This window comes from Bacillus sp. z60-11 (assembly GCF_046464135.1).
Classification (GTDB): domain Bacteria; phylum Bacillota; class Bacilli; order Bacillales; family Bacillaceae; genus Bacillus; species Bacillus sonorensis_A.
The window spans coordinates 74,008-98,247 of sequence record NZ_JBIYSN010000002.1; the positions used below are offsets into that span (position 1 = coordinate 74,008).

General features: G+C 45.9%; 26 protein-coding genes. 1 reads left to right on the forward strand and 25 read right to left on the reverse strand.

Going from position 1 to position 24,240, the window contains the following annotated elements:
* Positions 1-185 precede the first annotated feature (185 nt).
* From spoIVA to ACINLD_RS07080, 8 genes are all read right to left on the reverse strand, one after another.
* Positions 186-1,664 carry a stage IV sporulation protein A gene (gene spoIVA / locus ACINLD_RS07045; RefSeq protein ID WP_026587626.1) on the reverse strand — a complete coding sequence of 493 codons (1,479 nt, stop codon included), beginning with the start codon at positions 1,662-1,664 and terminating at the stop codon, positions 186-188.
* Between the two features lie 188 nt (positions 1,665-1,852).
* On the reverse strand, positions 1,853-2,581 hold the full coding sequence (locus tag ACINLD_RS07050) for a hypothetical protein (protein WP_077736576.1): 729 nt from the start codon (positions 2,579-2,581) through the stop codon (positions 1,853-1,855).
* A gap of 20 nt (positions 2,582-2,601) precedes the next feature.
* Entirely contained in the window at positions 2,602-2,805 is a 204-nt protein-coding gene (locus ACINLD_RS07055; RefSeq protein ID WP_026587628.1) for a DUF2768 domain-containing protein, read from the reverse strand.
* 323 nt (positions 2,806-3,128) lie between these two features.
* On the reverse strand, positions 3,129-4,166 hold the full coding sequence (locus ACINLD_RS07060; RefSeq protein ID WP_026587629.1) for an NAD(P)H-dependent glycerol-3-phosphate dehydrogenase: 1,038 nt from the start codon (positions 4,164-4,166) through the stop codon (positions 3,129-3,131).
* A 14-nt stretch (positions 4,167-4,180) separates the two neighbouring features.
* On the reverse strand, positions 4,181-5,491 hold the full coding sequence (gene der / locus ACINLD_RS07065) for a ribosome biogenesis GTPase Der (RefSeq protein WP_026587630.1): 1,311 nt from the start codon (positions 5,489-5,491) through the stop codon (positions 4,181-4,183).
* 131 nt (positions 5,492-5,622) lie between these two features.
* Complete coding sequence (locus ACINLD_RS07070; RefSeq protein ID WP_026587631.1) at positions 5,623-5,817, reverse strand: capping complex subunit for YIEGIA; 195 nt, start codon at positions 5,815-5,817, stop codon at positions 5,623-5,625.
* On the reverse strand, positions 5,814-6,713 hold the full coding sequence (locus ACINLD_RS07075) for a YIEGIA family protein (protein WP_026587632.1): 900 nt from the start codon (positions 6,711-6,713) through the stop codon (positions 5,814-5,816). Before ACINLD_RS07075 ends, ACINLD_RS07070 begins: the two co-directional genes overlap by 4 nt.
* A complete protein-coding gene (locus ACINLD_RS07080; protein WP_026587633.1) occupies positions 6,710-7,312 on the reverse strand; it encodes a hypothetical protein in 603 nt (200 codons plus the stop codon). The genes ACINLD_RS07075 and ACINLD_RS07080 overlap by 4 nt, the downstream gene beginning before the upstream one ends.
* Positions 7,313-7,384: 72 nt before the next feature.
* Here ACINLD_RS07080 and ACINLD_RS07085 point away from each other — a divergent pair, with 72 nt between their 5' ends.
* A complete protein-coding gene (locus tag ACINLD_RS07085) occupies positions 7,385-7,516 on the forward strand; it encodes a YpzI family protein (RefSeq protein ID WP_077736575.1) in 132 nt (43 codons plus the stop codon).
* Between the two features lie 32 nt (positions 7,517-7,548).
* Here ACINLD_RS07085 and fni read toward each other — a convergent pair whose 3' ends face one another.
* From fni to ACINLD_RS07170, 17 genes are all read right to left on the reverse strand, one after another.
* On the reverse strand, positions 7,549-8,598 hold the full coding sequence (gene fni / locus ACINLD_RS07090) for a type 2 isopentenyl-diphosphate Delta-isomerase (RefSeq protein WP_026587634.1): 1,050 nt from the start codon (positions 8,596-8,598) through the stop codon (positions 7,549-7,551).
* 13 nt (positions 8,599-8,611) lie between these two features.
* Positions 8,612-9,760, reverse strand: coding sequence for a 30S ribosomal protein S1 (gene rpsA / locus ACINLD_RS07095; protein ID WP_026587635.1), 1,149 nt, complete (start codon positions 9,758-9,760; stop codon positions 8,612-8,614).
* Positions 9,761-9,980: 220 nt separating this feature from the next.
* Positions 9,981-10,661, reverse strand: coding sequence for a (d)CMP kinase (gene cmk / locus ACINLD_RS07100; RefSeq protein ID WP_077736573.1), 681 nt, complete (start codon positions 10,659-10,661; stop codon positions 9,981-9,983).
* Between the two features lie 79 nt (positions 10,662-10,740).
* Positions 10,741-10,917 carry a YpfB family protein gene (locus ACINLD_RS07105; RefSeq protein WP_163170561.1) on the reverse strand — a complete coding sequence of 59 codons (177 nt, stop codon included), beginning with the start codon at positions 10,915-10,917 and terminating at the stop codon, positions 10,741-10,743.
* Positions 10,918-11,078: 161 nt separating this feature from the next.
* Positions 11,079-12,431: a germination protein YpeB gene (ypeB, locus tag ACINLD_RS07110; RefSeq protein WP_077736572.1), complete on the reverse strand. Its 1,353-nt coding sequence runs from the start codon at positions 12,429-12,431 to the stop codon at positions 11,079-11,081.
* A gap of 17 nt (positions 12,432-12,448) precedes the next feature.
* Complete coding sequence (gene sleB, locus ACINLD_RS07115; RefSeq protein ID WP_372709714.1) at positions 12,449-13,360, reverse strand: spore cortex-lytic enzyme; 912 nt, start codon at positions 13,358-13,360, stop codon at positions 12,449-12,451.
* 317 nt (positions 13,361-13,677) lie between these two features.
* The gene (prsW, locus tag ACINLD_RS07120; protein ID WP_026587639.1) at positions 13,678-14,346 is read right to left on the reverse strand and encodes a glutamic-type intramembrane protease PrsW; all 669 of its coding nucleotides are present in this window, start codon (positions 14,344-14,346) and stop codon (positions 13,678-13,680) included.
* 77 nt (positions 14,347-14,423) lie between these two features.
* Positions 14,424-15,392, reverse strand: coding sequence for an asparaginase (locus tag ACINLD_RS07125; RefSeq protein ID WP_026587640.1), 969 nt, complete (start codon positions 15,390-15,392; stop codon positions 14,424-14,426).
* 105 nt (positions 15,393-15,497) lie between these two features.
* Positions 15,498-16,463 (reverse strand): YpdA family putative bacillithiol disulfide reductase, encoded by a 966-nt coding sequence (locus tag ACINLD_RS07130; RefSeq protein ID WP_026587641.1) that lies wholly within the window; start codon positions 16,461-16,463, stop codon positions 15,498-15,500.
* An 87-nt stretch (positions 16,464-16,550) separates the two neighbouring features.
* Positions 16,551-17,825 carry a Glu/Leu/Phe/Val family dehydrogenase gene (locus ACINLD_RS07135; protein WP_026587642.1) on the reverse strand — a complete coding sequence of 425 codons (1,275 nt, stop codon included), beginning with the start codon at positions 17,823-17,825 and terminating at the stop codon, positions 16,551-16,553.
* 195 nt (positions 17,826-18,020) lie between these two features.
* The gene (locus ACINLD_RS07140) at positions 18,021-18,605 is read right to left on the reverse strand and encodes a genetic competence negative regulator (protein ID WP_026587643.1); all 585 of its coding nucleotides are present in this window, start codon (positions 18,603-18,605) and stop codon (positions 18,021-18,023) included.
* Between the two features lie 153 nt (positions 18,606-18,758).
* Positions 18,759-19,529, reverse strand: coding sequence for a metallophosphoesterase (locus ACINLD_RS07145; RefSeq protein WP_077736571.1), 771 nt, complete (start codon positions 19,527-19,529; stop codon positions 18,759-18,761).
* Between the two features lie 87 nt (positions 19,530-19,616).
* Complete coding sequence (locus ACINLD_RS07150; protein WP_077737215.1) at positions 19,617-20,006, reverse strand: YpbF family protein; 390 nt, start codon at positions 20,004-20,006, stop codon at positions 19,617-19,619.
* A 122-nt stretch (positions 20,007-20,128) separates the two neighbouring features.
* A complete protein-coding gene (locus ACINLD_RS07155; RefSeq protein ID WP_026587646.1) occupies positions 20,129-20,887 on the reverse strand; it encodes a LysM peptidoglycan-binding domain-containing protein in 759 nt (252 codons plus the stop codon).
* Positions 20,823-21,473, reverse strand: a complete 651-nt coding sequence (locus ACINLD_RS07160) for a CPBP family intramembrane glutamic endopeptidase (protein WP_026587647.1) — start codon at positions 21,471-21,473, stop codon at positions 20,823-20,825. The genes ACINLD_RS07155 and ACINLD_RS07160 overlap by 65 nt, the downstream gene beginning before the upstream one ends.
* Positions 21,467-22,963 (reverse strand): RecQ family ATP-dependent DNA helicase, encoded by a 1,497-nt coding sequence (locus ACINLD_RS07165; RefSeq protein WP_026587648.1) that lies wholly within the window; start codon positions 22,961-22,963, stop codon positions 21,467-21,469. Before ACINLD_RS07165 ends, ACINLD_RS07160 begins: the two co-directional genes overlap by 7 nt.
* Positions 22,956-24,014 (reverse strand): helix-turn-helix domain-containing protein, encoded by a 1,059-nt coding sequence (locus ACINLD_RS07170; protein WP_077736570.1) that lies wholly within the window; start codon positions 24,012-24,014, stop codon positions 22,956-22,958. The genes ACINLD_RS07165 and ACINLD_RS07170 overlap by 8 nt, the downstream gene beginning before the upstream one ends.
* Positions 24,015-24,240: the final 226 nt, after the last annotated feature.

Consider the following 24,240-nt stretch of genomic DNA (forward strand, 5'->3'; position numbering starts at 1 on the left):
CCATATCAAGCATTTTAAAGCTATGATCCCTTATTCGTCAAGGTTTAAGGCAAAATACGGCGAACGAATATTCCTGTTTTTCCTTTTTTCATCAGATTCTCTCCTATATTTCCAGCCCGCTGCGCCGACATTTGTACATAAACACAATAAAAAAAGACCTCCCGTATATAAAGAGGTCTTCCCTTTTATAAGATGATCGCAATCAAGCCGCCTGAGCCTTCGTTAATGATGCGCTCCAGCGTCTCCTTCAGCTTGTATCTTGCATTCTCCGGCATGAGAGACAGCTTTGCCTGTATGCCTTCCCTGACGATTGAGCTGAGGCTTCTGCCGAAAATGTCGGAATTCCAGATAGACAGCGGATCGTCTTCAAAGTCCTGCATCAAATACCGGACAAGCTCTTCGCTTTGTTTTTCCGTCCCGATGATCGGGGCGAATTCGCTTTCTACATCGACTTTGATCATGTGAATCGATGGCGCTACCGCTTTCAGGCGAACGCCGAATCTCGATCCCTGCCTGATGATTTCCGGTTCATCAAGGCTCATGTCGGTTAATGCCGGTGCAGCGATTCCGTAGCCGGTCTGTTTCACCATTTTCAAAGCGTCTGACACCTGGTCATATTCCGTCTTGGCATGGGCAAAGTCCTGCATCAGCTGGAGAAGATGGTCTTTTCCCCTGATTTCAACGCCGACGACTTCCCTTAAGATTTCATCGTACAGATCATCAGGAGCGTACAAATCGATTTCTGCGATCCCCTGCCCCATTTCAATTCCGGCGAGGCTTGCGCGCTCGATGAAATCAAATTCGCTGAAGTGCCCTACGACGCGGTCAACATCTCGTAATCTTTTAATATCTTTGACGGTCTCTTTTACTGAATCCTGATAGTTTTCCCGCAGCCAGTGATTTTCCTTCAGCACCATGACCCAGCTCGGAAGATTGACGTTTACTTCAAGAACCGGGAACTCGTAAAGCGCCTCTCTGAGAACGCTTAAGACATCGGCTTCTCGCATGCTTTCCACACTCATCGCCAGCACCGGAATATCATATTTTTCCATCAGTTCATTTCGAAGCGCCTCTGTTTCAGGATGATATGGACGGACGGAATTGATCACCATGATGAACGGTTTGCCAACCTCTTTCAGCTCATCGATCACCCGCTCTTCCGCCTCAATGTAATCCTGTCTGGCAATTTCGCCGATCGTACCATCGGTCGTAATGACGACGCCGATTGTAGAATGCTCCTGGATAACCTTTCTCGTGCCGATTTCCGCCGCTTCATGAAACGGAATCGGCTCCTCATACCAAGGCGTGTTGATCATCCTTGGGCCGTTTTCATCTTCATAGCCCTTCGCTCCAGGGACAGTATAGCCGACACAGTCTACAAGTCTTATATTCACATCGAGTCCGTCACTGACATGAACTGACATCGCCTGATTCGGAACAAATTTCGGTTCGGTTGTCATGATGGTTTTGCCAGCGGCGCTTTGAGGGAGCTCATCTTGTGCGCGCGCCCGGTCTGCTTCATTGTTGATATTCGGGAGCACCACTAGCTCCATAAATTTTTTAATGAACGTAGATTTTCCTGTGCGTACGGCTCCTACGACACCTAAGTATATATCGCCTCCTGTTCGTTCAGCGATATCCTTGAAAATATCGACCTTTTCCAAGTGATCCCCTCCCGGACTTCCAATCCTTTTCAATTTTTTACTTCTTCATCAATCAAAAACAGGACATTACAGTGTATGACGTTGTCCTATTTCAATATGACAGCTCAGGGAAATTTTTTCGGCATGCATGAAAAAACCTTTCTCCTTATTGTATGCTGCGGAGAAAGGTTCATGACTAATTCTTGCGCTTACCGTTTAGGTTGTTCTAAAAAAACCGGTTCCTGCTTATCATTGACGCTGTATTTCACAGAAAACGCCGGCACGAAAGGCGTTTCTTTCCACATGACATCCTGGATTTCATCACCCGGTTTTAAAGCCTTTTTTGATTTTTTCAGCAGTTTGGCCAAATCCATCCGGTAATCTACTTGTATGTCGCCTTTTTGATCGACAAGAAGCGGCAGTGAATCGCCTGTTACCGGACTTGTGACAGAAGGGGGTTCTTTCAGCCCCAGCTTCTGATAATCGAGTGTAAATAAATTTTTCGCTACGACTTTTTCATACGGGGGATACCGATGCTGATCTTTGTACATTTCGATCCGAAGCTTCAATTCCTTGACCGCTTCCGACATTTTCACGTCAATAAGCTTGACCGTCGGATTTTTTTCAACATCTACGAGAACATATACATACTCTCCGCCGTTTTCATAGGAAGTGCCGGGAGGCTCCTCCAAATACCGCGGAGACAGCCTGTTAAAATCGATAGGATATTTTTGATAGATTGGGATGGACATATCTTTTGTTTTAATCGGAAGGAGCCCGCCTGTCGCTTTCCTGAATTCGTCGACCGCGGCCTGCACTTCATTGAGCTGATGTTGATAGGGGACGTTGTTTTTCGCTCTTTTTTGTTCAGGGTATAAACATCCGCTTAAAAGAATGGCTGTGAGCAAAAGTGTGAACAGTACGCTGATTGTTTTCATATGCATCTTCCTTTTGAACATTATTCATTAACGGGACCGCTGAAGACGACGAAAAAAACGATCACGCCCGAGATCAGCATGCATGTATAAGCCAGAAACGACGTGACGATTTTGAGAAAAGGATTTTTGAATTTGTACCTGCTTATGTATATGGCAATCACCGCTAAGAACATCAGGCCCATCGCTCCTAAGGCAAACCACATTTTTAACAGACCGGGATTCACGCTAAAAGCCCTCCTTCTATCATTCTCTTGTGTTGTAAGCGTTATATTTCATTTTATATAAGAAAAACCAGAAGTTCAACAGCTTTTCCAATTTTTAAGAAGCGGGCATAGGCAGTAAAAAAACCTGAAGCAAAGAGGGGGACTTTGCTTCAGGCTTGTGAATGGTGACTATATAACCCAATGATTAGATACAGCTCTTCCAGACTTCGATTCTATTTTATGCAAGTGTTCGGACAAATGTATCCTCTCTTGCCTAAGTCTCCAAATGTTTCAGTTTTTTAAAAACGAACCTGGAGGAGAGCGTTAACGCCATTTCGGGCTGGTCATTTGATTTGATTTTCGAACGTGTTCACAAGATCTTCCATCTCGTGTGTTTTCACTCTTGCCATCAATGATTCAACGGCAATATCAACTTTTTTGCCATCAAATAAAACTTTATGCAGCGCTTCAGTGATCGGCATTTTGACGTCATATTTTTGTGAAAGCTGATATGCCGCTTTAGTCGTGCGTACCCCCTCAACGACCATCCCCATTTCTTTCAGAACTTCTTCAAGTTTGAAGCCTTTACCCAGCATATTACCGGCCCGCCAATTTCGTGAATGAACGCTTGTACAGGTAACGATCAGATCGCCGATTCCGGCAAGGCCTGAGAATGTCAGCGGATTTCCTCCCATTTTCGTGCCCAGGCGTGCGATTTCCGCCAAGCCTCTTGTGATTAAAGCGGCTTTTGCATTATCGCCGTATCCCAAGCCGTCGGCAATTCCAGCGGCAAGCGCAATCACGTTTTTCAGCGCACCGCCGACCTCTACTCCGATAATGTCCGGGTTGGTATAGACGCGAAAATTCTGATTCATAAACAAATCCTGAATGGTCTGTGCGACTTCGATGTTTTTCGAGGAAACCGTGACTGTTGTCGGGTGTCTTAAACCGACTTCTTCGGCATGGCTTGGACCGGAAAGGACGACGATGTCTTCCCGTAATTCGGCAGGAATTTCGTCTTCCATCATCTCTGAAATTCTGAGCAGTGTGTCAGGTTCGATTCCCTTTGAAACATGGACGAAAATCGTTTTTTTCTTAATAAAGGAGACAGCCTCTCTGAGAACCTCCCGGATCGCCTTCGTCGGAACGGCGACAATGATCGTTTGCACATCGGCCAATGCAGCCTGCAGATCCGTAGTACCGCAGACGGCATCAGGGAGTTTGACTCCCGGCAGATAATCTTCGTTTTCATGTTTTTCATTGATTTGCTTAATCAGCTCTTCGCGGTGTCCCCATACGCAAACATCGTGGCGATTGTCCGCCAGCACAAGGGCCAATGCTGTTCCCCAGCTTCCGGCTCCTAAAATCGATACTTTAGTCATTCCACTACACCTCTTTATTTTCTTGCTCTTGCGAAAATCTTGATCGGTGTTCCTTCAAATCCAAACGCATCGCGTATCCGGTTTTCCAAAAAGCGCTCATAAGAAAAGTGCATCAGCTCCGGATCATTGACAAACACGACAAAAGTCGGCGGCTTAACAGCCACTTGGGTCGCATAATAGATTTTCAAGCGGTTTCCGTTGTGGGTCGGCGTCGGATTCATGGCGACCGCATCCATAATGATATCATTCAGGATGTTCGTCTGCACCCTCATCGAATGGTTTTCACTTGCCGTCATGACGGCCGGCATCAGCGTATGAATCCGCTTTTTGGTTAGGGCGGACATGAACAGTACAGGCGCGTAATCTAGAAACAGAAAGTGATCTCTAATATTTTGCTCAAATTCCTTCATTGTCCGCTCATCTTTTTCGACCGCATCCCATTTGTTCACGACGATGACGACGGCTTTTCCCGCTTCATGCGCATAACCGGCAATCTTCTTATCCTGTTCAATGATGCCTTCCTCACCGTTTAAAACGACGACGACGACCTCTGAGCGGTCAATCGCTTTTAAAGCTCTGAGCACACTGTATTTTTCAGTTGACTCATAGACCTTGCCTTTCTTTCTCATCCCGGCCGTGTCAACGATGACAAAATCGCGCTGATTGTATGTAAACCTCGTGTCAATCGCATCTCTTGTCGTTCCGGCAATATCGCTGACGATCACGCGCTCTTCGCCGAGCATAGCGTTGACGAGGGACGATTTTCCGACGTTCGGACGTCCGATCAGGCAAAATTGCACCACTTCATCTTCATATCTCGTTTCCGGAATGTTTTTAAAATGTTCGCTGACGGCATCAAGCAGATCCCCGAGGCCAAGGCCATGCGTACCTGAGATCGGATACGGCTCCCCAAAGCCGAGCGAATAAAAATCGTAAATATTGGCCCTCATTTCCGGATTATCAAGTTTATTGACCGCCAGGACAACCGGCTTTTTCGTCCGGTATAAAATTTTCGCGACTTCTTCATCAGCAGCTGTGATCCCTTCGCGTCCATTCGTCATGAATATAATCACATCCGCCTCTTCCATAGCGATTTCCGCCTGATGGCGAATTTGCGCGAGAAACGGCTCATCACCGATTTCAATTCCACCGGTGTCAATCAGATTAAAATCATGGTTCAGCCATTCGGCAGAGCTGTATATCCGATCCCGTGTCACACCGGGTGTATCTTCCACAATCGAAATTCTTTCGCCCGCGATCCGGTTAAAGATCGTGGACTTCCCAACATTGGGTCTTCCAACTATGGCTACGACAGGTTTTCCCATAGTACCCTTCCTTTCAATTCTCTTCAGGAGCATTGTCAAATAATCATCGTGAAGAAAGAAACCCTTCTTTGTTCATGCAGAAGGGCTTAACTCATATATTATATCAATTTCTAAAGAGATCACAACTCTAATCAAAAATGTTTCACAATCAAATACAGATCATCCCCTATCCCATGGGCGATTCCGTCGAGAATGGCCTCAAGGTTTTTGGCATAGGTATCCATTTCCTCCTTGTTGTCGCAAAAAAACACGGCTGTGCCTCCAATCACCCGATCTCGCCTTGTTGTGACGACTGCCAAAATAAATTTTTCGATCGACTCGCTCATTTTATCACCTTACCGTGCTTTTCTTTTATAAATTCCATCGGCACCCGAATGGCATTTTCAAGCGTTGGGACATCTCCGATCACTTTGATGGCCATATCCTTATCCCTGATGGTCGGAAGGACAAATACTGCGACTCGCCCGTCATTTAAATCCCTTTTCGCTAAAGGGGTGAGCGACGGTTCCCCTGAATCCCTGTAGACGCCGAGTACATTTGAGACATCGAATAATATCGCCTGCCTTTGGCCGAGATTGGCGAGCGTCACCGCTGAATTAAAATTTTTCGGCTTCAATATGAAGCCCATGCCATGTTCAAGGATCAACTTTTGCTTTTCGGGAATACCGATGTTCATGATGTAAATATCGTCGACATACAAGCCTGCGCCCTCAAAATGCGGCTTTTGATACTCTATATCGGCAATGTGCTTAATAAAACTGCCGGACATTAAAATTCTCCCGGCGATAAAACAGATCACGACAACCGCAAGCCCTGCCCATACGGAAGAAAAAAGGATATAGGCCAAAGTCGTTAAAAGCGATGTGAAAATGACGATATAGTTCCGGCTTTCAAAGGCTATCGCAATCCCTTCGATGTATGTGCTCCCTCTTGAAACGAGCTCATAGCCGTCAAGCTGTGTCAAAGTTTCCCTTTCCATATTGCGGACATCCCTGAATTGGGTGGCAGCCAGCGTTAAAAAGGTGATCGCTGTATAATCGGACTTTAATATGGACGGTATGATGATCGCTCCGATGCTTGCAGCGATCATCGCCAGTGCGATATGGATCGTTTTCCCGTGAAGATAGGTGGGATACTGGCGATAATCGGTCCTCAGCATATACACTCTGACGCCAATACCTGCTGTTATTCCCAAGATAATCGGATAAGTATAATGAGTCATGACATTTTTGTTGCTCCTTTATTCAATCGCTTCCATTTTTGATGAATCTGTTGGACAAGCCGCTCATATTGGGAAATCCCATACACGAGAACGATGCCGGCTGAGCACATGGACAGCCAGGTATATCCGCCGACAACGATGTCCCCGTAAAGCTTTCTGATGATAAGCGAGTACAAAAGCTCCCCCTGGCACATGCCAAGTACAAACAGCGCCAGGCGGCTGGCGAAGCTTTTTTCAAAAGCCGCCGTCATGATCATAAACAATACGATGATCAGCCATTCAGGCTTTAGGATAAACCAAACCGGATCATATAATGCAAAAAGAAACAAAAAGCCGTAGGCAAACACCATTGCAAGATGGAGAAACAGGCGCTTGATGCTTTTGTGAATCGACTGATAGCCGCCCATGATCAAAGCGCCTGTAAAAAAAAGCAGATACGCCGCATTAAAAGACAAGGAGAAGTGCAGCTGATACATACTTAAAATAATGTTGAGCAAAATAAATGCCGAAGCAAATAAACGGCTCCTGTTTTTCTTTAGGATAAACGTTGTCAAAACCCACAAAAACCACATTGACCAAAAGTAATAAAATTGTTCCATTTTTCCATCCTCCATATTTCAGTATGGAGCGGCTGACCGAATTTTAAACCTGTGTAAAGGAGGGGAGCAGGAATGGGAAAAGACAGGCAGGAAAAGAAATTGAGAAAAGACAGGCGCACCGAGTCTGACCGGGATCAGTCCATCAGGCATAACGGAGCGACCTCTCTCGAAAGCGCTGAAGAAGCACGCAGGCGAAACCCATAAAAAAACCGGCTTGGTTAACCAAGCCGGTTTTTTTAACGCAAACTGTAAGCGGAAGGATCAATACCTCTTGCTTTCAGCCAATGATATGTCTCCCCTTTTATGACGAGAGGAGCTTTTTTGAGTTCTTCAATGGTCTGACAGCCCAAAACGGTCATGATCCTTTTCAAATCTTCGATCAGGCTTGTGATTTCCTCGACTAAAGCGTCTTCGCCTGATTCTGTCAGCACCTTAAGAAAATAGCCGGCCATGCCTGCAGCAGACGCTCCTAAAGCAATCGACTTTGCCAGATCAAGAGCATCCTGAATCCCCCCTGAGGCGATAACCGGACGATTCCTGAAGGCAGAGCAGACCTCGGCTACACTTGCAGCTGTCGATATGCCCCATTGATTGAAAAACCTGACCGCTTTGTCCCTGCGCAGATTCTCGATTTTTGAAAAATTCGTTCCGCCAAAACCGCCGACATCCACCGCTTGCACCCCTGCTTCAAACAGTTTGGCAGCGGTGTCCCTGCTCATGCCAAAGCCCACTTCTTTCACAGAAACGGGCACAGAGACTTTGCGGCAAATGTCCTCGATCTGGCGCAGTCTGCCGGTGAAATCGCGGTCCCCTTCAGGCATGACCATTTCCTGAATGACATTGAGATGAATTTGGAGCATGTCTGCTTCAATCATATCAACGGCTCTTTTTGCCTCATCAACCGTCGCTTCGCTTCCTAAATTGGCGAACACAAGCCCATTCCGGTTTTCTTTACGGACAATTTCATAAGAGGGCCGTTCATCAGGGTCTTTTAAAGCGGACATTTGCGATCCTACGGCAACGGGTATGTTCACGGCTTTGGCCGCTCTCGCCAGCGCTTTGTTAATCTCAAGCGTTGCTCGTCCCCCTCCGCCGGTCATTGCATTGATAAAAATAGGCGAACTTAAGAACAGTTCGCCTATTTTTGTTGAAGTATCAACTTGTGACAATGCCGTTTCCGGAAGGCTGACGTGAACAAATGTAATATCATCAAACCCTGTCTCGCGTTTTTGTCCGGTGGACAAGGCGTGTTCAATGTGTTCCTTTTTTCTCTCGGCTCGCGTCACCATTATCACCAAATTACTTTAATTTATTCAGTTTATCTCCAATCATTTCACCAAGCTGGAATCCTGTCGATTCTTCCTTCGCCTGATATTGGCGGTAATCTTCCTGTTCAGCTTTTTCATTGTTTTCTTCAAGCTCTTTCATGCTTAAAGAAATCCGTTCTTCGGCTTCATTGACATCGAGAACTTTAACCTTCACGTCCTGGCCTTCTTCAAGCACTTCGTGAGGTGTTCCGATGTGTTTATTTGAGATTTGGGAGATGTGAACAAGTCCTTCAACCCCAGGAAGCACTTCGACAAAAGCACCAAAGCTTACCAAACGCTGCACTTTACCGTCAAGGACGTCTCCAGGCTTCACTTTTTCGCCGATGTTCGCCCATGGTCCAGGAAGCGTCTCTTTGATCGATAATGAAATTCTTTCATTGTCGCGGTCAACTGAGAGGACCTTGACTTTGACTTCCTGGCCTTCTTCAACAACGTCTGACGGTTTCTCAACGTGTGAATGGGAAAGCTGGGAAATGTGGACGAGGCCGTCAATGCCGCCGATATCAACGAATGCTCCGAAATCGGTCAAACGCTGCACCTTGCCCTCAATAACCTGTCCGGCTTCCAATGTCTGCAGGAATTCCTGCTTTCTTTCGGACTGCTCTTTTTCAACAACCGCGCGGTGGGATAAAATCACGCGGTTTTTATCTCTGTCAAGCTCAACGACGATTAATGTAAGCGTCTTTCCTTTATAATCTGCAAAATCTTCAACAAAGTGTGCTTCGACAAGTGACGCAGGGATAAATCCGCGCACGCCTATATCGACCACAAGACCGCCTTTGACGACGTCTTTGACTTCGGCTTCAAACACTTCTTTTGACTCAAATTTTTTCTCTAGGTCTTCCCAAGCGCGGTCTGCATCAACAGCACGTTTTGATAAAATCAATGCATCGTCTTCCACTTTTGTTACTTTTAATTCAAGCTCATCGTCGATATTCACGACATCTGACGCTTTTTCAACATGGAGACTTGATAATTCACTGATTGGGATAATACCGGTTTGCTTGCAGTTGGGGATGTCAACATCAACATGCTTGTCCTCAACTTTCGTTACAATACCTTTCACCACATCTCCAACCTCTGGCACCTGAACATCAATTTGATTCATTTCCTCTGTCATTTCAATAACCTCCTTGGTCCAAACCTACACAGCTTTTGTGAAAACGGTTATTCCGAACCGGATGCAACACCCAGTCCGGACAGCCGAATATGTATTCAAGAACCATTCAAAAATGGATATTTGAATGTTCTATAAAATGATTTATTATTACTAACTTCTAATAAAAGCCTGTGTTTGTCAAGTCAAAACATGTAGACAATAAGTAATTTGCCCGGAATTTTTATTTTTGAGCCTTTTTGTCTACAATTTGCAAAATTTTTTCAGCCACCTCATCAATGGACAATGATGTCGTATCGATTTCAAGCGCGTCTTCCGCTTTTCTTAAAGGGGAAATCTCACGCTCGGAATCCAGCTTGTCGCGGCGTCTGATTTCTTCTGCAAGCGTTTCATAGTTTACATTGTACCCTTTTTTGACGTTTTCTTCAAAGCGGCGTTTCGCCCGCTCTTCAACGGACGCCAAGAGAAAGATTTTCACTTCCGCATCCGGAAGCACATGTGTGCCGATGTCACGGCCGTCCATTACGACTCCGCCTTTTTCGGCAAGCTGCTTCTGCCTTTTTGTCATCTCTTCGCGAATGCCCCCGTGTTTGGCGACGATCGACACTTGATTGCTTACATCGTCCGTTCGGATGGCTTCCGTTACATCCTCGCCTGCGATATATACCTTCTGCTCCCCTTCTTTTGTAACCGAGAGATCGATGACGGCGCCTTTCAATAAAGCCGTCAGCGAGGCTTCATCTGTCAGATCGACGCCCTTTTCGAGCGCTAAATACGTGATGGCCCGGTACATAGCGCCCGTATCAATATAAACATAGCCCTTTTTTTTAGCCACGATTTTCGCCACTGTGCTTTTTCCGGCAGCGGCCGGGCCGTCGATTGCGATACATAATTTCTTTTCCATAATTCCTCTCCTTGCTCTCTGGTACTCCTTATAGGATTGTATCATGTTCTAGGTGAAAAAGGGGAGATTTTCATGTGATTTACGGTTTAAATGTCTCGATCCATTCGCCGATTTTCATTTTGTTGACACCTTCATACTGCACGACTTTTGACAGATAAGGCTCGGCTTTTGAAAAATGAAAAAGAAGCTGGACACATAATAAAATCAGGCCTTGCACGATGAGAATTTTCAGCAGTATACGCTCAATTGTCTTCATAATGATTCCTCCGTGGAGACGTCCGGAAAACACCGGATCGCGCCATTTTTCAGGAAACGGCAGATGAAGCCGCTTTCCATACCATCAGTATGGAAATGTTCGGGTTTAATTATTCCACATGCCAAAAAGGAAAAGGCAGATGAGCGCCTTTTCCTTTTTGTTTAAAGATCCTTGTAGATTGGTTCCGCACTTTTCATTTTTTCGATTTTCTCTTCGCTGCCGTCATCGGCGTTGATGAACATTCGGAAGGTGTCATTTTCGATCGTACCGAGTATTTCATAGCATAACACTTCCTGAGAAAGGTCGTTTGTAATCAGTGCGAGGCGCGTTTCCTGAACCTTCACATTCGGGTTGAGGTTCGCTTTCGCTTTTTCCGGCGTCAATTTAGGCTTCGGCAGATCTCTTTTTTTATGAGCCGTGAGAAAATCCTTGGCGTTAAAGCCGACGATTTCACCGTCATCAAGAGCGACTTTGATCCGGATGCTGTCCGGATAAAGCCATACATCATCCTGGACCGGGACGAATGAAAAGACGCCGATACCGTCATATTGCGAGCTTTCATCCATTTCCAGTTCGCCGACGTTATAGCCGTTCTTTTTCAAAAACTGAAGCGCCCGGTTTGATGCATCATTCAAACTGATTTTTTCGTCTTTGATCTGTTTATTTTGGATGAGATAAACCGGATATCCGCCTTTTTCTGTAATATCCATATAAATATCAGCTTTTTGGTCAGGGTCTTTCATGCTGATGCTGTAGACATCCCTGTTCGTTTTCTTCCCGCTTTTTGCCACTTTGATATTATGGTTTTTATCCGGGGCGAACTTTTGGGCAATTTTGCGCGCTTCTTTTTCGGTTATTTTTTCACCCTCTAAATGACCGTATCCCTGCTGCTCTTTTTTCATGCTCGTCTTTGTGCCCGCGCCAAAATCGCTTTCCGAAATGGCGCTTGCGCTTTTTTCCACCGTTTTAAAGCCGTTGATAATCGTGTTGTCGCTCTGCTTTTGCCCTGATGCCAGCGCAAGCTCGACGTCCATCCATCTTAAATTATTGTCAATGACCAAATGCTGGACATTGCGCAGCTCATTTTGTATATCCTTTGCATTTTCATAAAGCTTGTTTAAAGAGGCGTACTCCTTTTTGCTCAGCGGCTCTTTATCAAGGTCCCGCACCGCTGCTTTATAGCTGAAATCCCCGACGTTTGCCAAAAACTCTTCCGTTTTGTTAAAAGGCATTAACGTCAGCGGCAGCTGGCTGACATTGTTGTGCGCTTCAGACGTCGTTTTCCACACTTCCGCCAAAGCGGGAGACAGCGTTTTTTTGCTGTTCATGGCAAGCGTGCTGCCGATTTTATCATGGAGCTGGTCCACCTGATAGGTTAAATCGTGGAACGCCCGCTGATAATTGTTTTCTGCGTGCAGGAGCACCGCATCTTTTTCCTGATGTTCTTTATAGCCCCAATAGCTTGTTCCGACAATGGCGATTCCTAAAACGGCGATTAATATTCCTCTGATCAATTGATAACACCTCGCTTTTATTCACAGAAAATGTGTTTGCCGATTCTTTTGATTTGAGGTCTTCCCCATATCCATGAGCTTGTGGCCGTATCGGGATTAAAATAGTACAAAGCGTTTTCCGAAGGGTCCCATCCGTTGATGGCATCAAGCACGGCTTTTTTCGCCGTTTCATTCGGCGTCATATAAATTTGCCCGTCAGCCACAGCGGTAAATGCCAGCGGCTCAAAAATAACGCCGGCAACTGTATTTGGAAAAGTGGAGCTTTCAAGCCTGTTTAAGATGACAGCCGCAATCGCAACCTGGCCGTCATACGGCTCCCCGCGCGCTTCTCCGTAAACCGCCTGGGCCAAGAGGTTGATGTCATTGTTTGAAAAACCGCCCGGCATGTTGGCAGCCACGGCATCTTGTTTCTTAGGTGCAGCATCCTTCGGCTTAGCCTGCTTTTTCGGCTGTTGAGGAGCTGCCTGCTGCTGTTGCTGCGCGGTATCCTGCTTTGGAGCGCCCTTTTGGCGCTGTCTGGCTTCCGCCTTCTGTCTCGCCTGACGCTGCACCTCTTTCGAAGGCTTCGTCTGATACTTCAGCGGCATACCGCCGTAATGTGTGAATTGATTGCCTTTTCTTAGCTGTCTGTGAACATAGTCTTTGTAATATTTCGTATGATTGATCAAATATCGTTTCGTTTTCGGACCGACGAGACCGTCAGTCTCATTTAATCCAAACTGATGTTGAAAATTGCGGACGGCCCAGTATGTCGCCCATCCATAAACTCCGTCAATTTTGCCATTATAATAGCTGTTATATTGAAGTCTTGCCTGCAGTTCAATCACATCATCCCCCGTTGCCCCCCGCTGTATCACCTGATCAGAAAAGGCGGAGCTTTTTTGACTGAATGGAAGTGAAAGACTGATGGCCATAATGGTACAAAACATGACTCTTAAACAAAAAGAACCTTTCGACTTCATGTTTTAAGCCTCCTCCAGCATTTTTGTATCCATATCTTTTGTAGAGAGGCAGATTTTATACACGCTTTCCTTTCTGTTTCATCCGCGGCAAAAAAATGGCAGGAACGCGATTTCAGCCAATAAAAAAAGCCGCCTCATTGGCGGCTGTCGAATTTTTGTCGTCCTTTCGCGGACTTTCAGCGGTGTGAGGACGCGGCTGTTCAGGAAGGACGTCCTGAGCCATCAGCCGCCGTTTCTCAGCACACCTGTCAACAAATATCAGCACTGAACCGGTTGACGAACGGCTAGAACTGCAGCGGCTGTTCTCCGGCATTGACTGAGCGGGCTTTTTTTGCTTTCCGCAAACCGAACCACCAGAGAAAAGCCATAAACGGCAGTATAAAATAAATCCAGTTGTTCAAGGCAAGAAGAATATAGTCATAAAGGCCGTGCAAAACGGCCGGGATCAGGAGCGAGAGCAAAAGCCATTTCCTCATCGTTTTCCGGGTTGAAAAACGGGCTTTGCCGATATAAAAACCCATGATCACGCCGAATAAGGCATGGCTTGAGACAGGGAGCAAAGCGCGCATGAATGCGTGCTCCACCCCGTTTCCGATGAGGTATAAAATATTTTCCAGCGTGGCAAACCCCAATGAAAGGCTTGTCCCGTAAACGATTCCGTCATAATGTTCATCAAAGTCGGCATGCTGAAAAATGCTGATCATCAGCAAAAACCACTTTAAAAATTCCTCTAAAAATCCGGAAGATAAAAACGAAATCAGAAAGCTGCCCTCGGAAATGTGTTCTTTTTCCAAAACATACTGTATAAACATTGTCGGAAAAACGAGCAAAACCCCCAGTATAAAGAGGCGGATCACCATATGAATGGGCTCTGATTCATATTTTTCCTTTAAGTAAAAATACATTAACAATGCGATTCCGGGAGCTATGCCTGCGGAGATAATTCCGAACATGAGGAAACCTCTTTCCTTTTCATCTGATTCTATCCTATCATGATTCGGAAGGTTTTGAAATTGAAAAAGACGCTCCGTTAGTAGCAGAACTTTTCCTTTATGCCGCTCTCATAGCTGGCAAGCAGAACCGCCAATTTCATCCTCGCTTTTTTGCTGTCGTAATCTTTGCCTAATATGACGCCTTTCTTTACCAAATCATAGCAGCTGCCGGCATAGTCATAAGTGGTATAAACTTCGCCTTCCTCAGCGCTTGTCGTGATGACGATATATACACCCCTTTTTAGCGCATCCTCAATATCCGCCATCATCTTCGGGGTCACCTGTCCCCTTCCGACCCCCTCCAGCACGATGCCGCTAGCGCCTTCATTTACAGCAGCGCGGACAAATTTTCCGTCTGCATCGAGATAGCATTTGATAATATCCACTTCCGGGAGAGGCTTTTTCAGTTGATGAACGTCCCGTCTTAATGGTTTTTGATAAACATACACTTTATCATTGTCAATGATCCCCAGATAGCCAAAGCCAAAAACGTCAAAGCCCTGCAGATTGGAGGCATGGACTTTTTTGACATAGCGCGCATTAAATATTCTTTCGTTAAATACAACAACCGTGCCGGCTCCCATGAGTTCCTTGCTGCATGCCGTATAGACGGCGTGCCTGATGTTTGAATAGGCGTCACTTCCCTGCTGCTCGGGAGCGCGCTGCGAGCCTGTGACAACGACAGGCCGGTCATCCTGGATTGTTAAATCTAAAAAATACGCCGATTCTTCAAGCGAGTCTGTCCCGTGCGTGACAACGGCTCCGTTATAAGTCGGGTCCTGAAAAGCCTGTTCGACCGCGTGTTTAAGCTCCAAAAGATGCCGAAAGGTGATATGCATGCTTGGAAGCTGAAATGCCGGGAACACATCAATCTCAACATCTTCAGGAAGGTTGCAGATTTTGGCCAGCTCCGTCCCGCTGATAGCTCCCGCAGCAAGTCTTCCGCTTTCGGTTTTTCTGCTTGCGATCGTTCCGCCTGTTGTGATGAGAGCTACTTTGTTTTTCATCTCGTGCCGCCCCTTTTCGTCATGATCTGTGTGCCGATAAAAAAGAGCACATCTATGTATAGAATGTGCTCTTCTTTCCGCATTACACATCATGAAGCGGGAAATTTAGATCCGTTTGGCGATTTCAGCGGCGATTAAACCGCCGTGAAAGCGGCCGTTTTCAATGAAAATTTCATTGGCATTGTTGCCCGCTGCGATCACACCCGCTATAAAAATGCCATCCTCATTCGTTTCCATTGTGTCTTCATTGAAAAACGGACGGCCTGTTTCAGCATCGATCTGAACGCCCATTTTTTGCAGGAAGCTGTGGTCGGGATGATAGCCAGTCATCGCGAATACGAAATCGTTTTTGATGCTCTCCTCCTGCCCGTCAACCGTAAAAATCAGCCGGTCCTCCGTAATTTCTTTGACGACCGCACGGAACTCCATCCGGATTTTTCCGTGTTTGACAAGGGAGACAAATTCCGGAAGAATCCACGGTTTGATGCTTGAAGAATACTCTTTTCCCCTGTATAAAACCGTAACCCTCGCGCCTGCTTTCACAAGCTCCATCGCAGCGTCAACACTCGAATTTTTCCCGCCGATGACCGCTACATCTTTATCAAAATATGGATGGGCTTCTTTGAAATAATGAAAAACCTTCGGAAGATCCTCACCCGGTACATTCATATAGTTCGGATTGTCGTAGTACCCGGTCGCAATGATGCAAAAAGAGGCCAAATAAGTGTCTTTGGACGTTTCTACTTTAAACTGGTTCTTTTCGGTTTTCGTTACGGAATGAACCTTTTCAAAAGCGTTAATTCTCAATTTTTTCCGTTTCGCGACTTCTCTGTAATAAGACAGCGCCTGGTTTCTGACCGGCTTGTGATTCTCGGTGATAAATGCCACATCGCCAATCTCCAGCTTTTCGCTCGAACTGAAAAAGGTCTGGTGTGTAGGATATTGATAAATACTGTTTACAACATTTCCCTTTTCAATGATGAGAGCGTCCACCCCGATCTCTTGCATGTGGATGGCTGCAGAAAGCCCGCAGGGGCCGCCGCCGATAATGATCACTTTTTCTTCTTTCATGTTCCGTTCATCTCCTGTCATATCCGAAAAACAAAAAATCTCCTATTTTAGGATAGGAGATTTTTTGACTTGTTGCAAATGCTATGCTTAAATCCAGCCTCTGAACCTGGATGCTTCCGCCATCTTGCGGACGCCCACCATGTAGGCGGCCAGCCGCATGTCGATTCTGCGGTTGTGGGACATTTCATAAATATTATTAAATGACTTCACCATCATTTTTTCCAATCTTTCTTCCACTTCTTCTTCCGTCCAGTAGAAGCCCTGATTGTTCTGCACCCATTCAAAGTAGGAAACCGTCACACCGCCCGCGCTTGCCAGCACATCAGGCACAAGCAAAATATCGCGGTCGGAAAGGATTTTCGTCGCTTCAAGCGTTGTCGGCCCATTGGCGGCTTCTACAACGATTTTCGCTTTGATGTTGTGCGCATTTTCCGCCGTAATTTGATTTTCAATCGCTGCCGGCACTAAAATGTCGCACTCCAGTTCAAGCAGCTCCTGATTTGTAATCGTGTCATTGAACAGCTTTGTGACGGTTCCAAAGCTGTCACGGCGGTCAAGGAGATAATCGATGTCAAGTCCGTCCGGATCGTACAGACCGCCGTATGCATCGGAAATTCCGACGACTTTCGCCCCTGCATCATACATGAATTTCGCCAGGTAGCTTCCCGCATTTCCGAACCCCTGCACGACGACAGCAGCCCCTTCTATTTCGATGTCCTTTTTCTTCGCCGCTTCTTTAATGCAGATTGTAACCCCTTTTGCTGTCGCAGATTCTCTGCCGTGAGAACCACCTAAAACGAGCGGTTTTCCGGTAATGAAACCCGGAGAGTTGAATTCATCGATTCTTGAATATTCGTCCATCATCCATGCCATGATTTGAGAATTAGTAAATACATCGGGAGCCGGTACGTCTTTTGTCGGTCCGACAATTTGGCTGATCGCCCGAACATAGCCTCTGCTTAGACGTTCCAGTTCAGGAAAGGACATATCCCGCGGATCACAAATGATCCCGCCCTTTCCGCCTCCATATGGAAGGTCGATGATGCCGCATTTCAGACTCATCCATATAGAAAGCGCTTTAACTTCATTTTCTGTAACTCCCGGATGGAAACGGATGCCGCCTTTTGTCGGCCCTACTGCATCATTGTGCTGAGCGCGGTATCCCGTAAAAATTTTAACAGACCCATCATCCATGCGAACCGGAATTTTCACCGTTAAAAAACGAATCGGTTCTTTTAATAATTCATACACTTCTTCCGGATACCCTAATTTTTCAAGCGCCTTATGTATCACCGTTTGCGTTGATTTCAAAACGTCGAGTGTATTTTCTTCAGTATGACCGGTGTTTTGATCGGCTACCATTTTCAGTTAACCTCCTAAAGTCTTTCTGGCATGTTGTCCTTTCAGAGAATAGTATACACCCTCGCACTAATGATGCAAAGAACAATCAACCATTTTTCGTGAAAATATTCGAGAAAAATCTTATTTGTTATATTCTTATTTTCGGCAGAAAAAAACTGCTGTTTAACACAGCAGAAAAACTTTTGTAAATGCGGTCTATTTAAAGTATGTCTGAATGGTCTGGACGGCGTTGTTTTCCATGATTTTATTCCCGTATTCCTGAAGCCTGTAAATGGTTAAAGTTGTCGGGCTTCCATATTCGGCAAGGATTGAGATCACGCCGTCGACGGAACGGGAGTCGAAATCGTCGAGGCTCAGGAAGTATCTGTTTTCATAGTGATACACCGTGCCGCCTTGGATTCCGATCCGGTCGAGGTTTTTAGACAGCTCGATCAGATGCTCAAACGTTTGGAATTCATATATAATGTCAACACTTTCGCCAAGCTTGACCTGCATTTCGATATAATCCTCATCATACTCATTATCATCTTCATCTGTTTCTTGATTTTTGGTGACAATGATGACCATTCCTTGTGCCTGAAGAGAATACACTTCCACAGCAATTGGGCCATTCGCTTCAAACCCGAGCTCTGTATTCGCTTCGTTCATCATGTCTTTAAACAGCTGCTGAACTTTAAATGAGTCCTTCCAAAGGTCTTCTTTCGTCAGCCCCCGGTCTGTCAGATCATCAAGTGTCAGAAAAATCTTGATCTTATTGTAATTTAGACGCTCAAGCCGCATAACGTTCCCTCCTGCCTCTTCTTGCACACATCATATATCTTATTATATGGAGATGATGAGTCATAGGTTCTTAATTTTGATACCAGTTTACACTGTGTTTGGGTGGAAGACAAGCACTACGCCGTCTTTTCGTCCGTTTTCACTGAAAAATGCTTATTTATGTTTTGGTACGAGCTTGATGAGATGGGTTTCAGGTCGCGCCCCGAGCCTTAACGGAAGCTTAGTCGTCCCATAGCCGTTGCTGATCAGGTAATATGCTTTGTGAACGGTTCCCGTTCCCCCTTTTTCATAAAAGCCCAGCCTGCCGATGCGAATTTGCCCGCCGTGTGTATGTCCGCTGAATACGGCGTCAATTCCGTCGGTCTCCTGTATTTGATGATGAATCGCCGGATTATGTGATAATAAAAGGGTCGGAGCCTCCTTTTGGATGCGGCGCACCGCCTCCTGATAATCATCCAATTCAAGCCTGATATCGTCGACTCCGCAAATATTGATGACTTCAACGTCATGATCGTATAAAACCGATTCATTGCGCAAGGCCGTGACACCATACTTCTCAAAAATAGCGGACAGCCTCTCCTGATCGACTTCATAATCATTGTTTCCCCACACAAAATACGTTTTTCCAAGGCTTGAAAGCCTTTTGATATTGTCTTCAATCGCCTGAAATGAAACGCCCTCTTCCGCCAGGTCGCCGCCGATGAACACGAGCTTAACCTTCTGCTCTTTCACTTTTTCAATGATTTCACTGCTGACGGTTCGTCTGTGAATGTCCGAAATAAAAAAGATGTTCAGCGGCTTTTTAAGTCCCCCGATCGGAAACAGACAAGAGACGATCCTCTCTTCTTTGGCGATGGCCGACATTTTCCAAATAAACGCGATGCCGCAAATCAACGCAACCATTAAGATGAGTATACAGATCATACCGATTCTCCATTCATTTTGGCTTTTTCTATAAGACGCTCTGATAAAAAAAGACGTTTCTCTTCTTAAGAAAACGTCTTCTTTCTTTTATTTGCTTTCGAAATAAAGGTTGATGTCATACTCTTGTTTCATGATCTTAAATACCGTTTCCCTTGATTTCCACATGTCAGGCTGAGGCCATAAATCCGTGCTTTTCTGAATAATCTCGCATCTCAGCTTATGGAATTCCCCCTCCGCTTTATCTTCCTTCTTTTTGAAATAATAAGCGGTGCTGTAGGCGAAAGCGGCCGACATGATCCAAAACAGGTAAATCGAATCATTGAGCACCTCGGATAAAAAACCGTTTTGCCCCAGTCCTTTCGCAGCAAGAAACAAACAAAACGAAGCGGCGCAAATCAGGGCGGCTGCCTGCCATCTGATTGTCTGCTTTCGGTAGTTTTCATACTTTCGCTTCCTTTTAATCAAACCGCGGAGCATTTGTATTGTAGGTTCGTCGGTAAAACGATCCAGTTGATCAAGCGCGCTTCCCACAGATCCTCACACCTTGTCCTATTTGTTAGTACAATGTATATGAAGATGCCGCGGGGATCATGCCATGGTTAATAAAAAGGGATATCCAGCACCTGTCCCACATAGACATCGTTGCCGGATAATCCGTTGTAGTTGCGAATGATTGCTTCTCCTGACCGATCCTTATAATATTTCATGGAAATTCTGAAGAGGTTTTCTTTTTCAGCGACCGTATGCTGAATCACCTTTTTCGGCTTTGGTTCGGGGGATTTTTGCGCCGGCTCTGATCTAGCTGTGTTTTTCTCTGCTGCCGCCCGCTTTTCCGAAGTTTTGGCTGTTTCTTTTTCTTCAGGTTCAGGCGCAGCCTTTTTTTCGGCCGGCTTTTGTTCAGCTTTTTGCTTTGGCTTCTCTTGCTTTTCGGCTTTTTCACTTTCCTTCGGTTTTTCTTCTTGGGAGGCAGCTGCAGCGGACTGGGCGTCTGCTTTTTGATCAGCCGACTGGCCGCTGTCTTGTTTTTCATTGAGCATCCCTGTCTCCCCCGATTTCTCATAAAACACATCATCATACTGGCCGGGCTCAGGATCGGAACCGTTTTGGTTCAGCATATACATGAACACAAGAAAAACGATGATCGGGATGAAAAAAAACATGACAGCAAGCGATGTAAATAAAGGATTTCTGTTTTTATTCTTTTTCCGGCTGTGTTTCTTTTTTTCACGATAGGACTGCCTGGATGGGAGCTCATCAGAGATCTCCGGCTCCGCCGGAGGCTCCCAGCTGAAGTCAGCCCGGGCTTTCTCCTGCTCCTGTTTCTTCCTTTTCCTCTCTATCCTGGACATCTCCGCCATGTGAACTCCTCCTTACATGTAGAAAACGAATCTGGCACGCAAATACAACATCAATCAAAAAATGCGCCGTGACAGGTACGAATAAGTTATCTGTCTGTTGAAAGCTCAGTCCGAGCAAAAAGCTGATCGAAACAACCATGACAAAAAGCAGCCATTTTTTCAGATAGCGAAAATGCAATATCGCAAAAATGATGCTTGCAGTCCAAATGCCGAAATGAGTCTGGATGACGCCCCTGAACAATATTTCCTCGGTAAACGCGATAAACAGCGTCAGGATCAGAATATGCGGATATGACCGGTTTCGAAAAAGCTTCTCATTAATCCCTTCATCGTCATACATATGCCGGGGAACCCATTTCATCACTGCAAGATCCGCCAGGATCACGAAAAACGCTAATGGAATCCCAAAAGTCAGGATGTTTAGGTCGAACAATTGCCAAAGCGAGAAAAAATCGCCGGCATCGGCAAATAAAAAGACGCCAAAAAGCATGGCCAACACCAGCATCAAAATTTGCGAAAAATAGAGCTGCTTCAACATTTCCCCGTCTGAAAGCCGCCTGATGATGTCGCTCTGTTTTTTCAGCATAACCGATCACGGCTGGCTGCGAATATCCTATCCAATTCCACATTCCAGGCTGTTAATGTATTCATCAATGGACGATCTCCTTTAATTTCATATGCTGCAAGATCCAATCCGCAATATGTACAACAGGCTGAATCACCCGTTTTTTGCGGCTTTCGTTTTTCATTAAAATAAGCCAGCAGGTTTTCGCGGAAGCATTCTTCGTTTTCGGTGATCGCTGCGAAACCCGCCATCTTTTCTAATTTCAGCTGTTTGCGCCTGTCCATTTCCCGGTGGATCAGCTTACGGCCGTCATCGCCTAAATGGCGAACCTTAACGTAAAGGTGTGCGAAATGGCGGGCTTGCGTTTCTGTCAATCCCGATTGTTCGAGGATTTCTCTCAAACTACGTTCATCCTGCCGGTCGGCAAGCTTTTCATATAAAAAGCCGATCTCGCTTTGGCTGAGAGATTCGGTTTCAATCAGCTGTTCTTGAATGCCTTCATCTCCCGGGGCTTTCAAGAGGATGCTGATGCTCTCTTTCCCGTCGCGGCCCGCACGTCCGATTTCCTGCATAAAAGCTTCCGCGGTCTGCGGGAGGCTGAAATGGATCACGTATCTGACATCCGGCTTGTCAACCCCCATTCCAAAGGCGTTTGTACAGCAGACGGCATCAAGCTGATTGCGGATGAATTGCTGCTGGATGAGCATTCTGTCTACCGGATCCATGCCGCCGTGATAATGTCCCATCCTGAGCCCTGTCTCTTCAGCCAGCCTGTCAGCGAGCTCCTCAGCCCATTTTCTCGTGGGACAATAGATAAGGCCCGGCCCTTCCAATTTACGCACCAGTTCAACAAGCCTTTCCGCCTTCTCGGCTGCATCGTGCAACTTTTCAATATGGAGGGCGATATTCGGCCTGTCCACAGAATGAATGATAAATTGGGCTTTTGTCGTCTTGAGCATCCTGGAGATATCCTTTAATGTTTCCTCAGTAGCCGTCGCTGTAAGCGCCAGAGTGACCGGGTGGCCCAGCCGCGTTTTAATGTCGCCAAGCTTCGAGTAGTCGGGCCTGAAATCGTGTCCCCATTGCGAAATACAGTGGGCTTCATCTACGACAAAAAGGCTGATATTCATGGCTTCAAGCCGGCTCATCATCTGCTCGGACTGGAGTGCTTCAGGTGAAATATAAAGGAATTTCAGGCGGTGAAGCTGTCTTAAGATGTAGTCTTTTTCCTGATAGGTCAAGGCGCTGTTATAAGCGGCCGTCCTTTTTTCGCCGCGCATCTTCAGCTGCTGCACCTGATCTTCCATTAATGAAAGCAGCGGGGAAACGATCAGCACCATTCCATCCGCCAAAAACCCGGGGAGCTGGTAGCACAGCGATTTCCCTCCTCCAGTGGGAAGCATCGCTACCGTATCCCGCCCTTGCAGAACGCTTTTGATGATCGTTTCCTGTCCCTTTTTGAACGAGCTGTAGCCGAAATGGCGGCGAAGGGCCTGATGCAGCTTATCCATGGCGGCTCACCGTTTTCGACAGGGCCAGACGGATTTTAAAATAGCTGAATCGGCCCCCAAGACCTTCTTTAATATGTCTGATTTTATTGGTTTGATTGGTTTGTGCATAATCGGCAATGATTTTCTGCTCCTCTTTTGAGACATAGCTTTCAATGGAAAAAGCCGGGTCATGAATAGCGATTTCCACGATATGATCCTCGATCGTCGCCTTTTTCAGCTTCCGGATTTCCGCAATCCGATCGATGGATTTGCCTTCTTTCACGAGAAACAGCGTTTTTCTCGTCGATTGTGTCAGCGCATCTTTCAATGGGATGTCTTGAATCAGCGATTGCAGAGCAGGACTTTCACCATTTTGGGCGGATTGAATAAAATAGTGCAGCACATCCCAAAACAGCGCATATATGTACCATTCATCACGATGCATCTTTTCCGCAAGCTGTTTAACAGTAAAGCCGGCCTTTTGAGCCGATGTCAAAGAATGCACAAAAACGGAAGCCTGTTCGTGATGGTTCAATGCCTGAAGCCTTTCTTCCAGTTCCTTGTGAAGGCGTGCGGCCGTTTCTTCGGAATTGCGGTTTTTCAAATAGCGCTTGACCCAGTTTTGAATCTGGTAATCTTTTGTGATCGGCAAATAAACGCGCACACCGTGAAGCCTGTTTGACAGCACCTGGATTAATAGAGACATCCTCGCCCACATGATTTTGGCGGCCGCATGATAATATGCCCCGTGAAAGTGCGGCGGCCATGGATTGTTGCTGAAGCAGCGGGCGAGTTCATCCGCGCCGCTCTCAGTGACAGTATAAGCGTCAGTTCCCGTTTTGTCGGCAATCAACGATTCCCGGTTCAATTTTTGAACACTTTCGTTTAACCGGTCTCTCGAAAGGGATGGACAAAATCCGAAATATTTTGAGACGGCAAACAAACCGGCGTCTTGTATCGTCTGTGACGATCTTTTCCCTTTTAATAAATGAAACACGGCGCTTTTCGACCGCTCTCCTTTCATAGACGAAAGGATGTCGAGGACAATGGCGTCAAAAAAATGAACCGACATAGCATCACCTGCATTCTTTTAGGACAGCATTCGAGATTTTTCTTCTTTTATTTTAACAGATTTTGCGGAGAAATCGATGTTTAAACTCATTTAAAAGGGGTATGTTAGCAGTAGAACCCTTATGTGATAAGCATTCTCAGTATTTTTGAGTTGAAATGTCAGATTAACACCATTACAATAAGGAATGGGAATAGGTTTCATATCGGATAGATAGAGGGTTAAACCA

What these genes read in the sequence shown, in the direction of transcription:
- ACINLD_RS07050 (WP_077736576.1), bottom strand. Translation starts at nt 2,581, where the DNA reads ATGAAAACAATCAGCGTACTGTTCACACTTTTGCTCACAGCCATTCTT.
- ACINLD_RS07060 (WP_026587629.1), bottom strand. Translation starts at nt 4,166, where the DNA reads ATGACTAAAGTATCGATTTTAGGAGCCGGAAGCTGGGGAACAGCATTG.
- der (WP_026587630.1), bottom strand. Translation starts at nt 5,491, where the DNA reads ATGGGAAAACCTGTCGTAGCCATAGTTGGAAGACCCAATGTTGGGAAG.
- ACINLD_RS07070 (WP_026587631.1), bottom strand. Translation starts at nt 5,817, where the DNA reads ATGAGCGAGTCGATCGAAAAATTTATTTTGGCAGTCGTCACAACAAGG.
- ACINLD_RS07075 (WP_026587632.1), bottom strand. Translation starts at nt 6,713, where the DNA reads ATGACTCATTATACTTATCCGATTATCTTGGGAATAACAGCAGGTATT.
- ACINLD_RS07080 (WP_026587633.1), bottom strand. Translation starts at nt 7,312, where the DNA reads ATGGAACAATTTTATTACTTTTGGTCAATGTGGTTTTTGTGGGTTTTG.
- ACINLD_RS07085 (WP_077736575.1), top strand. Translation starts at nt 7,385, where the DNA reads ATGGGAAAAGACAGGCAGGAAAAGAAATTGAGAAAAGACAGGCGCACC.
- rpsA (WP_026587635.1), bottom strand. Translation starts at nt 9,760, where the DNA reads ATGACAGAGGAAATGAATCAAATTGATGTTCAGGTGCCAGAGGTTGGA.
- cmk (WP_077736573.1), bottom strand. Translation starts at nt 10,661, where the DNA reads ATGGAAAAGAAATTATGTATCGCAATCGACGGCCCGGCCGCTGCCGGA.
- ACINLD_RS07105 (WP_163170561.1), bottom strand. Translation starts at nt 10,917, where the DNA reads ATGAAGACAATTGAGCGTATACTGCTGAAAATTCTCATCGTGCAAGGC.
- sleB (WP_372709714.1), bottom strand. Translation starts at nt 13,360, where the DNA reads ATGTTTTGTACCATTATGGCCATCAGTCTTTCACTTCCATTCAGTCAA.
- prsW (WP_026587639.1), bottom strand. Translation starts at nt 14,346, where the DNA reads ATGTTCGGAATTATCTCCGCAGGCATAGCTCCCGGAATCGCATTGTTA.
- ACINLD_RS07125 (WP_026587640.1), bottom strand. Translation starts at nt 15,392, where the DNA reads ATGAAAAACAAAGTAGCTCTCATCACAACAGGCGGAACGATCGCAAGC.
- ACINLD_RS07130 (WP_026587641.1), bottom strand. Translation starts at nt 16,463, where the DNA reads ATGAAAGAAGAAAAAGTGATCATTATCGGCGGCGGCCCCTGCGGGCTT.
- ACINLD_RS07135 (WP_026587642.1), bottom strand. Translation starts at nt 17,825, where the DNA reads ATGGTAGCCGATCAAAACACCGGTCATACTGAAGAAAATACACTCGAC.
- ACINLD_RS07140 (WP_026587643.1), bottom strand. Translation starts at nt 18,605, where the DNA reads ATGCGGCTTGAGCGTCTAAATTACAATAAGATCAAGATTTTTCTGACA.
- ACINLD_RS07145 (WP_077736571.1), bottom strand. Translation starts at nt 19,529, where the DNA reads ATGATCTGTATACTCATCTTAATGGTTGCGTTGATTTGCGGCATCGCG.
- ACINLD_RS07150 (WP_077737215.1), bottom strand. Translation starts at nt 20,006, where the DNA reads ATGCTCCGCGGTTTGATTAAAAGGAAGCGAAAGTATGAAAACTACCGA.
- ACINLD_RS07155 (WP_026587646.1), bottom strand. Translation starts at nt 20,887, where the DNA reads ATGGCGGAGATGTCCAGGATAGAGAGGAAAAGGAAGAAACAGGAGCAG.
- ACINLD_RS07160 (WP_026587647.1), bottom strand. Translation starts at nt 21,473, where the DNA reads ATGCTGAAAAAACAGAGCGACATCATCAGGCGGCTTTCAGACGGGGAA.
- ACINLD_RS07165 (WP_026587648.1), bottom strand. Translation starts at nt 22,963, where the DNA reads ATGGATAAGCTGCATCAGGCCCTTCGCCGCCATTTCGGCTACAGCTCG.
- ACINLD_RS07170 (WP_077736570.1), bottom strand. Translation starts at nt 24,014, where the DNA reads ATGTCGGTTCATTTTTTTGACGCCATTGTCCTCGACATCCTTTCGTCT.